Source organism: Mesorhizobium sp. ES1-3, assembly GCF_020164795.1.
GTDB lineage: Bacteria > Pseudomonadota > Alphaproteobacteria > Rhizobiales > Rhizobiaceae > Mesorhizobium.
This window is the reverse complement of record NZ_JAIUGW010000011.1, coordinates 120,044-132,621: the sequence shown is the minus strand read 5'-3', so window position 1 is coordinate 132,621 and position 12,578 is coordinate 120,044. Positions and strand designations below refer to the sequence as shown.

Annotated in this window: 16 protein-coding genes; 2 read left to right on the top strand and 14 right to left on the bottom strand. The window is 63.3% G+C overall.

What is annotated here, in order from left to right; translation table 11 throughout:
• Positions 1-7 precede the first annotated feature (7 nt).
• The 4 genes from LB536_RS17145 to tesB form a co-directional block, all read right to left on the bottom strand.
• Positions 8-286, bottom strand: coding sequence for a hypothetical protein (locus LB536_RS17145; RefSeq protein WP_224594709.1), 279 nt, complete (start codon positions 284-286; stop codon positions 8-10).
• Between the two features lie 392 nt (positions 287-678).
• Entirely contained in the window at positions 679-2,034 is a 1,356-nt protein-coding gene (locus tag LB536_RS17140) for an ammonium transporter (protein WP_140763292.1), read from the bottom strand.
• A gap of 31 nt (positions 2,035-2,065) precedes the next feature.
• Complete coding sequence (locus LB536_RS17135; RefSeq protein WP_127280023.1) at positions 2,066-2,404, bottom strand: P-II family nitrogen regulator; 339 nt, start codon at positions 2,402-2,404, stop codon at positions 2,066-2,068.
• A gap of 300 nt (positions 2,405-2,704) precedes the next feature.
• A complete protein-coding gene (tesB, locus tag LB536_RS17130) occupies positions 2,705-3,565 on the bottom strand; it encodes an acyl-CoA thioesterase II (protein ID WP_140811189.1) in 861 nt (286 codons plus the stop codon).
• 99 nt (positions 3,566-3,664) lie between these two features.
• Between tesB and LB536_RS17125 the strand changes: the two genes are divergently transcribed.
• On the top strand, positions 3,665-4,924 hold the full coding sequence (locus LB536_RS17125) for a ubiquinone biosynthesis hydroxylase (protein WP_224594705.1): 1,260 nt from the start codon (positions 3,665-3,667) through the stop codon (positions 4,922-4,924).
• 14 nt (positions 4,925-4,938) lie between these two features.
• On the opposite strand, the gene LB536_RS17120 is transcribed toward LB536_RS17125, so the two are convergent.
• The 3 genes from LB536_RS17120 to LB536_RS17110 form a co-directional block, all read right to left on the bottom strand.
• Entirely contained in the window at positions 4,939-5,469 is a 531-nt protein-coding gene (locus LB536_RS17120; protein WP_224594703.1) for a hypothetical protein, read from the bottom strand.
• A gap of 137 nt (positions 5,470-5,606) precedes the next feature.
• Positions 5,607-5,963 carry a YciI family protein gene (locus LB536_RS17115; RefSeq protein WP_224594701.1) on the bottom strand — a complete coding sequence of 119 codons (357 nt, stop codon included), beginning with the start codon at positions 5,961-5,963 and terminating at the stop codon, positions 5,607-5,609.
• The gene (locus LB536_RS17110; protein WP_140763277.1) at positions 5,960-6,187 is read right to left on the bottom strand and encodes a hypothetical protein; all 228 of its coding nucleotides are present in this window, start codon (positions 6,185-6,187) and stop codon (positions 5,960-5,962) included. The genes LB536_RS17115 and LB536_RS17110 overlap by 4 nt, the downstream gene beginning before the upstream one ends.
• A gap of 215 nt (positions 6,188-6,402) precedes the next feature.
• Here LB536_RS17110 and LB536_RS17105 point away from each other — a divergent pair, with 215 nt between their 5' ends.
• Positions 6,403-6,828, top strand: coding sequence for an OsmC family protein (locus tag LB536_RS17105; RefSeq protein ID WP_224594699.1), 426 nt, complete (start codon positions 6,403-6,405; stop codon positions 6,826-6,828).
• Positions 6,829-6,979: 151 nt separating this feature from the next.
• Here LB536_RS17105 and LB536_RS17100 read toward each other — a convergent pair whose 3' ends face one another.
• From LB536_RS17100 to sdhC, 7 genes are read right to left on the bottom strand one after another with little or no spacing between them, the layout of a single operon-like run.
• A complete protein-coding gene (locus tag LB536_RS17100) occupies positions 6,980-7,609 on the bottom strand; it encodes a YceH family protein (protein ID WP_224594697.1) in 630 nt (209 codons plus the stop codon).
• A complete protein-coding gene (locus LB536_RS17095; RefSeq protein ID WP_224594696.1) occupies positions 7,606-8,439 on the bottom strand; it encodes a DNA polymerase beta superfamily protein in 834 nt (277 codons plus the stop codon). Before LB536_RS17095 ends, LB536_RS17100 begins: the two co-directional genes overlap by 4 nt.
• Positions 8,440-8,497: 58 nt before the next feature.
• The gene (locus LB536_RS17090) at positions 8,498-9,277 is read right to left on the bottom strand and encodes a succinate dehydrogenase iron-sulfur subunit (RefSeq protein ID WP_027145528.1); all 780 of its coding nucleotides are present in this window, start codon (positions 9,275-9,277) and stop codon (positions 8,498-8,500) included.
• A complete protein-coding gene (locus LB536_RS17085; protein ID WP_224594693.1) occupies positions 9,277-9,711 on the bottom strand; it encodes a DUF3052 domain-containing protein in 435 nt (144 codons plus the stop codon). The genes LB536_RS17090 and LB536_RS17085 overlap by 1 nt, the downstream gene beginning before the upstream one ends.
• 2 nt (positions 9,712-9,713) lie before the next feature.
• Positions 9,714-11,549 carry a succinate dehydrogenase flavoprotein subunit gene (sdhA, locus tag LB536_RS17080; protein ID WP_224594690.1) on the bottom strand — a complete coding sequence of 612 codons (1,836 nt, stop codon included), beginning with the start codon at positions 11,547-11,549 and terminating at the stop codon, positions 9,714-9,716.
• Positions 11,550-11,553: 4 nt separating this feature from the next.
• Entirely contained in the window at positions 11,554-11,949 is a 396-nt protein-coding gene (sdhD, locus tag LB536_RS17075; RefSeq protein ID WP_027145531.1) for a succinate dehydrogenase, hydrophobic membrane anchor protein, read from the bottom strand.
• Positions 11,949-12,365: a succinate dehydrogenase, cytochrome b556 subunit gene (sdhC, locus tag LB536_RS17070; RefSeq protein WP_140811205.1), complete on the bottom strand. Its 417-nt coding sequence runs from the start codon at positions 12,363-12,365 to the stop codon at positions 11,949-11,951. Before sdhC ends, sdhD begins: the two co-directional genes overlap by 1 nt.
• Positions 12,366-12,578: the final 213 nt, after the last annotated feature.

Below are 12,578 nucleotides of genomic sequence, written 5' to 3'. Positions count from 1 at the left end.
CAGCGTGTTACTTGGCGGCGCCGCCGAGCATCTTCACATTGGCGCAGAACTCGGCGTGCGGCTTGCTCATCGCCGCGTCCTGGCATTCCTTCATCATCGCGTCCTGCTTCTCCTTCGGCATGGCCATAAAGGCAGCCTTGAATTCCGCCATCGGCTTCATGGTTTTCATGCTGGAATCGGTGAAGAACGGCGCCATGTTGTCCGGCTCGTCCAATGCGCCGGCAAATGCAAAGCCGCTGACCATGGAAAGCGCGAGTGCCCCGAGGCAGATATTCTTGAGGTTCATGTGAAAATTCCTTCCCTGTGTTCAAAAACGCGAGCGTCAGACCGACGGTCGCCTCCACAGTTCGGAGACAGGGCGGTCGATGTTTCCTCGAGAATTTTTTTCACGCGAACGTGATTGCGCGAAGTTGATCTTCACCAGAACGAATTTCCAAAAAAAGAGGCCCGGAGCGATCCGGGCCTCAAGGCGTGAGGCCCTTTGGAGGACGTCACGACGGGATGCTTTTCAAAGCAATTCCAGGAAAAGTGCTTTGGCGGCTTTTCGTCCGGAATTGCGCAAGAACAAAGAAATCAAGCAATTCCAGGAAAGTGCCTTGGCGGTTTTCTGTCCGGAATTGCGTGGGAGATATGGGACCGGCGGGAGGAGGGTTCCGCCGGTCCCTTGGCAAGGATGCCTTACGGCACCACTTCGCCATGCTGAGAGATGTCGAGGCCTTCGACCTCTTCCTGGGTCGACGGACGCAGGCCGACCAGCGCCTTGACGACATAGAGGATGACGAAGGTGGCAACCGCCGTCCAAACAATGGTGACGGCGACACCGTAGATCTGCTTGCCGAGCGAAGCGCCCGACGAGAGGCTGTTGATCGCCGGGTCGGCAAGCACGCCGGTCAGCAGGGCGCCGACCACACCGCCGACGCCATGCACGCCGAAGGCATCGAGCGAGTCGTCATAGCCGAACATGTGCTTCACCTTGACCGCCGAGAGGTAACAGACGACGCCGGCGACGATGCCGACGATGAAGGCTCCGGTCGGGTTGACGAAACCGGAAGCCGGTGTCACCGCGACGAGGCCGGCGACGGCGCCCGAGATGATGCCGAGTACGGAAGGCTTCTTGGCGATGATCCATTCGGCGAACATCCAGGCCAGTGCCGCGGCGGCTGTGGCAACCTGGGTGTTGAGCATGGCGGCACCGGCAAGGCCGTCGGCCGCCAGTTCCGAACCGGCGTTGAAGCCGAACCAGCCGACCCACAGCAGCGATGCGCCGATGACCGAATAGACAAGGTTGTGTGGCGCCATGTTGGTGGTGCCGTAGCCTTCGCGCTTGCCAAGCACCAGCGCGCAGACGAGGCCCGCGACACCGGCATTGATGTGGACGACCGTGCCGCCGGCGAAGTCGAGAACGCCGGCCGTACCGAGGAAGCCGCCACCCCAGACCCAATGCGCGATCGGCACGTAGACGATCAGCAGCCACAGCGCCATGAAGATCAGCAGTGCCGAGAACTTGAAGCGTTCGGCGAAGGCGCCTGCAATCAGCGCCGGTGTAATGATGGCGAAGGTCATCTGGAACATCGAGAAGACGAATTCAGGGATGTTTGCCACACCCGGCAACCACAGGCTGGCGGTGGTGATGCCGTGGTGGAAGAATTTCGAGGCGCCGCCGAGATAGGCATTCATGCCACCGCCGTCGGAAAAGGCCAGCGAATAGCCGAACATGAACCACAGCACCGTCACCAGGCAGGTGATGGCGAAGCTCTGCATGATGGTGGCGAGCACGTTCTTCTTGCGCACCATGCCGCCGTAGAACAGCGCCAGGCCCGGGATGGTCATCATCAGCACCAGCGCCGTCGAGGTCAGCATCCAGGCGGTGTTGCCGGTGTCGAGCACCGGGGCCGGAGTGGCAGCCGGCGCGGCAGCCGCGGCAGCGGGTGCGGCTTCCTGCGCGAAGGCGGCGACGCTGCCCAATGCTGCGAGAGCGAGCGAGCCCAGAAGGGCCGCCCTTCCCGTCGTCTTCAAGGTGGAAGGAATATTCATTGAACTCTCCATTGGAATACGTGTTCGCCGCTCAGAGCGCGTCGGTGTCTGTTTCGCCGGTACGGATGCGCACCGCCTGGTCGATGCCGAAGACGAAGATCTTGCCGTCGCCGATCTGGCCGGTCTTGGCTGCGGCGGTGATGGCTTCGACGGCCTTGTCGACCATGTCCGCCGCGACCGCGACTTCGATCTTGATCTTCGGCAGGAAGGAGACCGCGTATTCCGCCCCGCGATAGATTTCCGTATGTCCCTTCTGACGCCCGTAGCCTTTGACTTCGGTGACGGTCAGGCCCTGGATGCCGACGGCGGTGAGCGCCTCGCGCACCTCGTCCAGCTTGAACGGCTTGATGATTGCCATCACGATTTTCATAAGGTTTCACCCTTTGCTGTTGCGGTCCCCCGCGTTTGCACACCTTCACCGATCCCAAAGAGCCCGGAGAGTGCCCCCAAGGATTCAAGCTCCGTGCCAAGTGTCGAAGCAGGGTGTTAACCTATTGTAAACAAAGGGAATGAAGCGACCAGCGCCGACAGGTGCCTGCGTCTGCGCCGCACCATGTGCTCAAAAAATAGGCATTTTTGCGAAATTGCCTACTTTGCCGGCTTTGAGCATGACCACAAAATATGGAACCGGCTTTCGGAAAGAATCTTGCTCAAACAAGACTCGCGATGCTCAACGCTTGAGCCGGATGAGGCCTTCCTGTGCCATCGAGGCGATCAGCGTGCCGTCACGGGCATAGAGCGTGCCACGGCTGAAACCGCGCGATCCCGAACTCGAGGGACTGTCCTGCGCATAGAGCAGCCAGCCGTCGAGCGGATGCGGCCGGTGGAACCACATCGAATGGTCGAGGCTGGCGGCCTGGATGTCTGGATCGAACAGGCCGCGCCCATGCGCGAAGGTCGAGGTGTCGAGCAGCGTCATGTCGGAGAGATAGGCGAGCAGCACCGACTGCAGCGCGCGATCGTCGGGAACGGGGCCGGCAAGGCGGATCCAGACATTCTGCCGGGGCGGCAGCTTGTCGCGGCTCTCATAGTGCTGGAGATTGACGGGCCGCAGTTCCAGCGGCCGTTCGCGGGCCCAGAAGCGGCGCACCGCCTCCGGCACCCGGTCGGCCGTTTCGAGCAGCTCGCGCTGCGTCTTCAGCCCTTCCGGCGGCGGCACGTCGTCGGGGAGCGCGAACTGGTGCTCGAGCCCCTTCTCGTCGACCTGGAACGAAGCCTCCAGCGAAAAGATCGCCTGTCCGTGCTGGATCGCCAGCACGCGCCGCGTGGTGAAGGAGCCGCCGTCTCGGATGCGGTCGACCTCGTAGATGATCGGCACCTTGATGTCGCCCGGGCGCATGAAATAGCCGTGCAGCGAATGCACGAAACGGTCCGGCTCCACCGTTCGCTGCGCAGCCACCAGCGCCTGGGCGATGGTCTGGCCGCCGAACACGCGCTGCCACTCCACCTGGGGGCTGCGACCACGATACAGATTGTGTTCCAGCCTCTCGAGGTCGAGAATGCGCAGAAGCTCGTCGATCGCCGCCGTCATGTTTTGTGACCCCGCCGCAAAATTGCTATGGCGGTTTCCGACAGGAAGAACGAGCCGTCAAGGGCGCAGGCCCCGGTGGGCGCGCAAGGAGCCAAGACAATGGAACGCAAGGCGGACGCCAAGACCAGAGCCGGGCTCGATGTCCTCGTCGCCGGCGCCGGCTATGTCGGGCTGGCCGCCGCGGTCTCGCTGAAGCAGGCCCGCCCGGGCCTCACCGTGGCGCTGGTCGACGCGGCGCCCGCCGGTTCCTGGCAAAGGGATGGCCGCGCCTCGGCCATCGCCGCGGCCGCCTGCCGCATGCTCGACCAGCTCGGCGTCTGGGCCGAGATCGCGCCGCGGGCGCAGGCGATCACCGAGATGATCATCACCGATTCACGCAGCGCCGATCCGGTGCGCCCGGTCTTCCTGACCTTCGGCGGCGAAGTGGCGCCGGGCGAACCCTTCGCGCATATGGTCGCCAACAGGGCGTTGAACGGCGCCCTGCGGTCCAAGGCCGAAAAGCTCGGCATCGACATCATCGAAGGGGTGGCGGTGCAAGGTTTTGAGACCAATGGCGCCGGCATCACGGTGCATCTTGCCGACGGCGCCACGTTGACGGCGCGGCTGCTGGTTGCCGCCGACGGTGTCAATTCGAAACTGCGCGACATGGCCGGCATCAAGACGGTCAAATGGGAATACGGCCAGTCCGGCATCGTCTGCACCGTGACGCATGAACGCCCGCACAATGGCCGCGCCGAAGAACATTTCCTTCCCCCCGGCCCCTTCGCCACGCTGCCGCTGAAACCCGACGAGGACGGCACAAACCGCTCGTCGATCGTCTGGGTCGAACGGGCGGAAGATGCGAAAACGCTCGTGGAAGGCGACGATCTCGTCTTCGAACATGAACTCGAACAGCGTTTTGGCCTGAAGCTCGGCGAGATTCGCGTTGCCGACAAGCCGCGCGCCTGGCCGCTCGGCCTGACCATCGCGCGCGCCTTCGTCGCACCGCGCATCGCGCTTGCCGGCGATGCCGCCCATGGCATCCATCCGATCGCCGGCCAGGGCCTCAATCTCGGCTTCAAGGATGTGGCCGCACTTGCCGAGGTGATCGTCGAGGCCGACCGGCTCGGCCAGGACATCGGCGCGCTCGACGTGCTGGAGCGCTACCAGCAATGGCGCCGTTTCGACACGGTGCAGATGGGCATCACGACCGATGTGCTGAACCGGCTGTTTTCCAACGACATCACCCCGCTGCGCACCGTCCGCGACATCGGCCTCGGCCTCGTCGAACGCATGCCACGGCTGAAGGAGTTCTTCATCCGCCAGGCGTCGGGGCTTTCGGCCGGCACGCCGCGACTGCTGAAGGGCGAGGCGATCTGATCGCCCTTCGCGGATTAGTTGACCTCGAAGCCGAGCTTCTGGCGCAGTCGTAGCATGCGCTGATCCGCAATCTTCAGGCGCTGCTCTCCGCTCTGGGCCACCCGGTTCAGCATCTGCAGCAGATCGTCCCGTTCGTTCGGGTCGAGACGTTCGCGCAAGAAGGGCGCCAACTTGTCGATGACGATGGTGGTGTCATCTATCTGCGAGGCAGCCCACTTGGCATAGACAACCGCCTCGTCGGTCTTCTTCTGGCCGTCCGCGATCTGCGAAATCACCTCCCGAATGACGGCCTCACGCCGCGGCAGAACCGGGCCACCTTCCGAAACCATCGCGGTGATCAGCGTCGCGGCGGCCACCACCGGATCGTCGATCGCGGTCAGCGGCGACAGTGCGGCCTGCTTGCGCAGCTTCTTGCGCCTGATGTTGCCTTGCACGCGCCCGACGACGTCGGCGACCTCGCGCGCGGCGTCGTTCATGGCCTTCATCCGATACCACCACAACGCCGCCGCTCCGAGCACGCCAAGAACAGCAATCAGGAAAGGCATGTCCAGATCCCCCAAAGTCCTGGGCGACGATAGGAGAACTCGTGGCTCGCTTCAACACGCAAGAGTTGAGGCCGGGAAAAGGGGACGCTCACTCGACCGCCCTCGGTTTCCAAGAGACCGCAACGCATGACAGGGAATTATGACCCCGGCACTTTGTAGATCGCGCGCACCTCGATGGAACCGATTTCGGCCAGCGGAATCTCGCCGGCGATGTCCAGCGCCTCGTCGAGATCCTTCGCTTCGATCATGACGAAACCGAGCAACTGCTCCTTGGTTTCGGCGAACGGGCCGTCGGTGACAAGTCTCTTGCCCTTGCGCCGACGCACGCTCTTGGCTGTCTTTACCGATTGCAGCGCCTGCGCGATGATCAGCTTGCCTTGCTGATCCAATGACCTGTCATAGGCCAGCGAATCCGCGTCGAGCTTGGCGGCACCCTCGGAGGTCAGCGCGTAAAGATCTTTTTCCTCACCATAGACCAGGCAGACATATTTCATTTCAAGCTCCCTTCCTGTGACAAACCATAGGATGCGGCGACAACCGTGTCAGCCTTGCCCGCGACCGCCGCCGCATGGTCGAGAAGGCATGCCGCGACCGCGATGATGGCAACCGCCGCCAGCAATCTGCCGAAGCCGGACGCCGGCGGGTCCAGCCAGAAGTCTTCCTGTCGCTCCAGCCTACGGCCCGGCCTCTTCCACAGCACGAAAAACAGATTGTCCATGTGAACCTCCATCCGACCACAAAACCCGTGGCCGCCCGCAGGACGGCCGGACCGGATGGAAGCCGACATTTTTGCACGCTTGTTTTTTCCCGGAAGAAAGAGGCCGTCATCGTGCGGTGGTCCAAACAGCGCAGTGGTCTTCGCGCCCGCCCGCGCTATAGTTGGCCTGAGGCTGGCTCACCCAGGACAAGTTCACGACAACCCAGGAGGACTCCATGGACCGCACCGCAAACGCCGTCTGGAAAGGCAATTTGAAAGAGGGCAAGGGCACGCTCGACACGCAGAGCGGAACCCTGAAGGGTACGCCCTATTCGTTCAAGGCGCGCTTCGAGGACGAAAGCGGCAAATCCGGAACCAATCCGGAAGAACTGATCGCCGCCGCCCATGCCGGCTGCTACGCCATGCAGCTCTCGCATTTCCTGGCCGAGAACGGCACGCCGGCGGAAAAACTCGACGCCAAGGCCGTTGTGACGCTGGTTCCCGGCACCGGCATCACCGGCAGCGCGATCACGCTGGTCGGCAAGGTGCCCGGCATCGATGCGGCGAAATTCAAGGAATTGGCCGAAAAGGCCAAGGCCGAATGCCCGGTCTCCCAGGCGCTCGGCGCCATCAAGGTTTCGCTCGACGCCAGGCTTGGCTGATGAGCTTGGCCTGAAATGCCAGACACTGACCCCAGAGCCGACGTTTGGCATTGGCGAAAGCGGTCGTGGCATCCAATCTCTCCCCTAGTGGGGAAGATGTCCGGCAGGACAGAGGGGGGCGCTGGCCCGCCGACGTCCCAGATTGGCGGCCTCAACCGCCCAGCGCATCAAGCCGGGCGCGTAGGGCCGCAACTTCCTGTTCCAGCGCGTCCAACCGCGCTTCCAGGTCGGAGGCAGGCATAGCCGGCGCACTCCGTTGCGCCGATAGAGCTGCAACGTCCACAGGTCCAGAAAGCAGATGCACATAGCGGTCTTCGCGCTGGCCTGGCCCGCGCGGGATTTCCTGGACCAGCGGCGGCCGGCGACCGATCAGCATGTCGAGTTCTGCGCGCAGGTCTTCGATCGACGCAAACCGCGCCATGCGCTCAGCGCGCGCCAGCAGCTCATGCGCCGTCTGCGGTCCGCGCAACAGGAGCAGGCCGAGCAACGCGGTCTGCGGCGTGGTCAGCGAGAAGCGCTGCGCCATCTGATGCTCGTAGCGCTCCACCCGCGAGCCGAACATCTGCCGCACGAGGCCCTTCTGCTCGAGCAGCTTCAGGGCCCGGTGCACCTCCGTTTGCTCCAGCGCCATGACAGGCTCGCGCGCCGTCTTCTGGTTGGCCGCGGCAAGTGCCGCGTTGAGCGTCAGCGGATAGACGTCCGGCGTCAGCTCCTTCTTCTCGATCAGGCAACCGAGCACCCGCGCTTCGACGGGAGAGAGGATGGGAAGGTCATCGCTCATTGAAGTTCAGCCTCCCGGCGGTAAAAATCGATTGCAAGTGCCTGTGTGCGCGCCTGGCGGGCTTCGTCCCTGACCATGGCGGCAAGGTTCATGTGATGGTGACCATAGCGCGCTTCGAGATAGCGTGCGATTGCGATTGGGATGGGACCGGACCCCATCTCCCGCGTCTGGCTTTTTCGCTCGATCAGGCGACGGATTTCCTCGCTCACAGGAGCCGGCATGTCCGTCTCGCCGAGGCATTCGCCAAGATTCATCGGCGGCAGGCTGGCGAAGCGGCGCTGTTCCATCCAGTCGAGAGCCACCAGCGGGCGGACCAGATAGAACAGCTTCTTCAGCTTCACTTCGCCGGAAAAACTGCCGATCTTGGCGACGTGCGAGCGCGCCAGGCCGAGATAGTGGTGCGATACCTTTCCCGGATCGACGATCTCGGCCAGCAGGTCGAGAAGGCGCGCGCGAAATCCCGCGACTTCTTCATAGACGATAGCCGACTTCGTCCATTCGACGATGACCGCATTGCCGCCGAGCGCCAGAAGCAAGGCCTTGCGCAGATCCCAGCCACCGGCATCGATCTCGCCTTCAATCGGGAATTCGATCACGTCGCGCGGCTGCTGCAGGACCAGATGATCCGAGATCGGCCTGATATAGACAAAACGGCAATCATAGTCGCTGTCGGGCGAAGGAAACCCCCAGGCGCGACTGCCACTTTCGATGGCGAACAGGATTCTTACACCTTGCGCTCGCACCAGATCGAGTCGTGCCCGAATTGCTGCGACGGCGTCCAGGGAGAAATCAGCGGGTAACGTCGGCTTCAGACCGTTCTCCACCATCATCTTCTTGATCTCGGCAGCCGTGTCGCCGAAGGCGCACAGAAGAGAAAAACGATCCCCGTCAGACGCGCCGCTCCACCATCATCTTCTTGATCTCGGCGATCGCCTTCGCGGGGTTCAGCCCCTTGGGACAGGTCTGCGCGCAGTTCATGATGGTGTGGCAGCGATAGAGCCGGAACGGGTCTTCCAGATTGTCGAGGCGTTCTCCCTTGGCCTCGTCGCGGCTGTCGATCAGCCAGCGATAGGCCTGCAGCAGCGTCGCCGGGCCGAGATAGCGGTCGCCGTTCCACCAGTAGCTCGGGCACGAGGTCGAGCAGCAGGCGCACAGGATGCATTCGTAGAGCCCGTCGAGCTTCTCGCGGTCCTCGTGGCTCTGCAGCCATTCCTTGGCCGGCGTTGGCGACACCGTCTTCAGCCATGGCTCGATCGAGGCATGCTGGGCGTAGAAATTGGTGAGGTCGGGCACTAGGTCCTTGATCACGGGCATATGCGGCAGCGGATAGACCTTGATCGCCCCTGAAACGTCGTCGCAGCCCTTGGTGCAGGCGAGCGTGTTCGAGCCGTCGATGTTCATGGCGCAGGAGCCGCAAATGCCTTCGCGGCAGGAGCGGCGCAAGGTCAGCGTCGGGTCGATCTTGTTCTTGATCCAGAGCAGCGCGTCGAGCACCATCGGCCCACAATCGTCCATGTCGACGAAATAGGTGTCCATGCGCGGGTTCTCGTCATCGTCCGGCGACCAGCGATAGATGCGATATTCGCGCAGATTGGTGGCACCCTCCGGCTTCGGCCAGGTCTTGCCCTGCTGGATCTTCGAGTTCTTGGGGAGGGTGAGTTCGACCATTACCTCAGGTCCTTTCGGATGACGAGCTTCAGCCCGGACCAGATTTCATTCACGGCGGCGACCTTGACGTCGACAAGGTCGAGCTTGAGCGCCTCAGCGCGGACAATGCCCTCGGTGACGTCGGTGGGCACTTTCGACGCCTTCTTCGGCCAGGAGACCCAGACCATGCCGTCGCGCTTGATCGCCGTCTCGAGTGCGCCAAGGCGATCCTCGATCTCGGCGCGCTGCCGGGTGAAGGCGTGAACGGCGTCGTATTTCAGGGTTGCGCCCGAAATGCCGGACCATTCGGCCAACCGGTCGACCTCGACAAAATCAACGGCTTCGGTGAGGCTCTCGAGTTCCCTTGGCAGCGCGATGAAGGCGGCGATCATACCGTCCTTCAGGCCGAGCTTGGCCGGGAGGGGCGTATCGGAATATCCCGCCGCCGTCGCCATCGTCAGTACACCCTGGCCTTCGGCGCGATCTTTGCGAGACTGATGCCGCCGTCCTTTTCGGGCACCAGTGGCTCGGTGTGCACCGGCCGGTAGGTCAGCGTCACCGCGCCGTCCTCGCCGAGATGGGCGAGCGTGTGCTTGCGCCAGTTGGCGTCGTCGCGGGCGGAAAAATCTTCCCGCGCATGCGCGCCACGGCTCTCCTTGCGTGCCTCGGCGCCATGGACGGTGGTGATGGCGTTGGCCATCAGGTTCTCCAGCTCCAGCGTCTCGACCAGGTCCGAGTTCCAGATCATCGAGCGGTCGAACACCTTTATGTCCTTGAGCTCGGTCCAGATTTCCGAAATGCGCTTGCAGCCGTTTTCGAGCGATTCCTGCGTACGGAACACCGCCGCGTCCTCCTGCATCGCCTTCTGCATCTTTTCGCGCAGAACCGCCGTCGGCGTCGAACCGTTGGCGTGGCGCAGCCGGTCGAAGCGATCCATGATCTTGTCGACCGAAGCCTGGTTGGGCGACGGGATCGCCGCCTTGCGATCGATGACCTGGCCGGCGCGGATCGCCGCGGCGCGGCCGAACACCACCAGATCGATCAGCGAGTTCGAACCCAGCCGATTGGCGCCGTGCACGGAAGCGCAGCCCGCCTCGCCGACCGCCATCAGGCCGGGCGAGACCCGGTCGGGATTATCGGCTGTCGGGTTGAGCACCTCGCCCCAGTAATTGGTCGGCACGCCGCCCATATTGTAGTGCACCGTCGGCAGCACCGGAATCGGCTCCTTGGTCAGATCGACGCCGGCGAAGATTTTTGCCGACTCCGAAATGCCCGGAAGCCTTTCGTGCAAGACCGCCGGATCGAGATGATCGAGGTGCAGGAAGATGTGGTCCTTGTTCTTGCCGACGCCGCGGCCCTCGCGGATCTCCAGGGTCATGCAGCGCGAGACCACGTCGCGCGACGCGAGGTCCTTGGCCGACGGTGCGTAGCGCTCCATGAAGCGTTCGCCCTCGGAGTTGACGAGATAGCCACCCTCGCCGCGCGCGCCCTCGGTGATCAGACAGCCGGCACCGTAAATGCCGGTCGGATGGAACTGCACGAACTCCATGTCCTGGAGCGGAAGCCCGGCCCGTGCGGCCATGCCGCCGCCGTCGCCGGTGCAGGTGTGCGCCGAGGTGGCGGAGAAATAGGCGCGACCATAACCGCCGGTCGCCAGCACCACCATCTTGGCCGAGAAGCGGTGTATGGTGCCGTCATCGAGATTCCACGCCACGACGCCGGTACAGGTGCCGTCCGGCTCCATGATCAGGTCGAGCGCGAAATACTCGATGAAGAACTGCGCGTTGTTCTTCAGCGACTGGCCGTAGAGCGTGTGCAGGATGGCGTGGCCGGTGCGGTCGGCCGCGGCGCAGGTGCGCTGCACGGGGGGGCCGTCGCCATAGTTCATCATGTGGCCGCCGAACGGCCGCTGGTAGATCTTGCCCTCTTCGGTGCGCGAGAACGGCACGCCGTAATGTTCGAGTTCGTAAACCGCCGCCGGCGCCTCGCGCACCATGTATTCCATGGCATCGACATCGCCCAGCCAGTCCGATCCCTTGACGGTGTCGTACATGTGCCACTGCCAGGAATCCGGACCCATATTGGAGAGCGAGGCGGCGATGCCGCCTTGCGCGGCGACCGTATGCGAGCGCGTCGGGAACACTTTGGTGATGCAGGCGGTGCGCAGCCCCTGTTCGGCCATGCCGAGAGTGGCGCGCAGGCCAGCGCCCCCGGCGCCGACGATGACCACGTCGAATTTGTGGTCGACAAAGGTGTAGCCTGCCGCATTGGCTGATTTCGTGTCCTGGGCCAAGACTTCAGCCTCCGAATGCCAGTTTCAGCAGGGCGAAGAGCGAAGCGACGCCGACCGCTATGGTGAAGAATGTGTTGAGGGCGATCAGCGCAAGCTTCATGCCTTCGCCATGCACATAGTCCTCGATGATCACCTGCATGCCGATCCGCATATGATAGAGCGGCGAGATGAGCACCAGGGCCATGACCAGTGCCACGAACGGGTTGGCGAGCGCCGCCCGCACCTGCGCATAGCCGGCGCCGTTGAGCGCGATCAGGAAGCCGGTGAAAAACAGGATCAGCGGGATGTTGGCGATCGCCGTCAACCGCTGGCGCCAGAAATGCCCGGTGCCTTCGCGGGCTGAGCCCAGGCCGCGCACCTTGGCCAGCGGGGTACGCATGTCGGTGTTTTTCGCACTCATCACAAAGCTCCCCGCGCCATGTAGCCGGCGATCCAGATCAAGAGCGTGAGCAGGACCGAGCCGGCAAGCGTCGCCCAGGCGATCCTCGAGGCCGTGTGTTTTTCAAGGCCGGCGCCGGTATCCCAGATCAGATGGCGGACACCACCCAGCATGTGATGCATCAGCGCCCAGGTGTAGCCGAACAGGATGAGTCGGCCGAGCCACGTGCCGAAAGCCCAGTTCACCCAGTCGAAAGCCGGCTGCGAGGATGCCGCCGCCATCAGCCAGACGAGGACCAGCAGCGTGCCGAAATAGAGCGCGCCCCCGGTGATGCGATGGATGATCGACATCGTCATGGTGATCGGCGGCCGGTAGACCGTCAGGTGCGGCGAAAGCGGCCGTTCGCGTCTGGCATGGGTGGCTGGTGATTTGCTCATGGCTGCCCCAGTTCGGCGTCTCCCGCCTCAGGTGGAAATGCGGCATTGCCGCTTCCGGTTGCGACTTCGGACAGCCGGTTTCTAATGCTCTTTTTGCACCGCGTCAAAGCCAGAAAACCGTTTCGAAAACGTAATTTAGTCTGACTAAAGGGCCGGATGCGGGTTCAATCGATTAGGGGCTGAACACCCGAAGCCGGCTCGATATCGCTGCGG

Bases quoted from the DNA above. Each gene is read 5' to 3' on its own strand.
- LB536_RS17085 (WP_224594693.1), bottom strand. From the start codon at position 9,711: ATGGCGACGGCGGCGGGATATTCCGATACGCCCCTCCCGGCCAAGCTC.
- tesB (WP_140811189.1), bottom strand. From the start codon at position 3,565: ATGACGGCGGCGATCGACGAGCTTCTGCGCATTCTCGACCTCGAGAGG.
- LB536_RS17115 (WP_224594701.1), bottom strand. From the start codon at position 5,963: ATGAAATATGTCTGCCTGGTCTATGGTGAGGAAAAAGATCTTTACGCG.
- LB536_RS17110 (WP_140763277.1), bottom strand. From the start codon at position 6,187: ATGGACAATCTGTTTTTCGTGCTGTGGAAGAGGCCGGGCCGTAGGCTG.
- sdhC (WP_140811205.1), bottom strand. From the start codon at position 12,365: ATGAGCAAATCACCAGCCACCCATGCCAGACGCGAACGGCCGCTTTCG.
- LB536_RS17095 (WP_224594696.1), bottom strand. From the start codon at position 8,439: ATGATGGTGGAGAACGGTCTGAAGCCGACGTTACCCGCTGATTTCTCC.
- LB536_RS17090 (WP_027145528.1), bottom strand. From the start codon at position 9,277: ATGGTCGAACTCACCCTCCCCAAGAACTCGAAGATCCAGCAGGGCAAG.
- LB536_RS17140 (WP_140763292.1), bottom strand. From the start codon at position 2,034: ATGAATATTCCTTCCACCTTGAAGACGACGGGAAGGGCGGCCCTTCTG.
- LB536_RS17100 (WP_224594697.1), bottom strand. From the start codon at position 7,609: ATGAGCGATGACCTTCCCATCCTCTCTCCCGTCGAAGCGCGGGTGCTC.
- LB536_RS17105 (WP_224594699.1), top strand. From the start codon at position 6,403: ATGGACCGCACCGCAAACGCCGTCTGGAAAGGCAATTTGAAAGAGGGC.
- LB536_RS17120 (WP_224594703.1), bottom strand. From the start codon at position 5,469: ATGCCTTTCCTGATTGCTGTTCTTGGCGTGCTCGGAGCGGCGGCGTTG.
- sdhD (WP_027145531.1), bottom strand. From the start codon at position 11,949: ATGAGTGCGAAAAACACCGACATGCGTACCCCGCTGGCCAAGGTGCGC.
- LB536_RS17125 (WP_224594705.1), top strand. From the start codon at position 3,665: ATGGAACGCAAGGCGGACGCCAAGACCAGAGCCGGGCTCGATGTCCTC.
- LB536_RS17145 (WP_224594709.1), bottom strand. From the start codon at position 286: ATGAACCTCAAGAATATCTGCCTCGGGGCACTCGCGCTTTCCATGGTC.
- LB536_RS17135 (WP_127280023.1), bottom strand. From the start codon at position 2,404: ATGAAAATCGTGATGGCAATCATCAAGCCGTTCAAGCTGGACGAGGTG.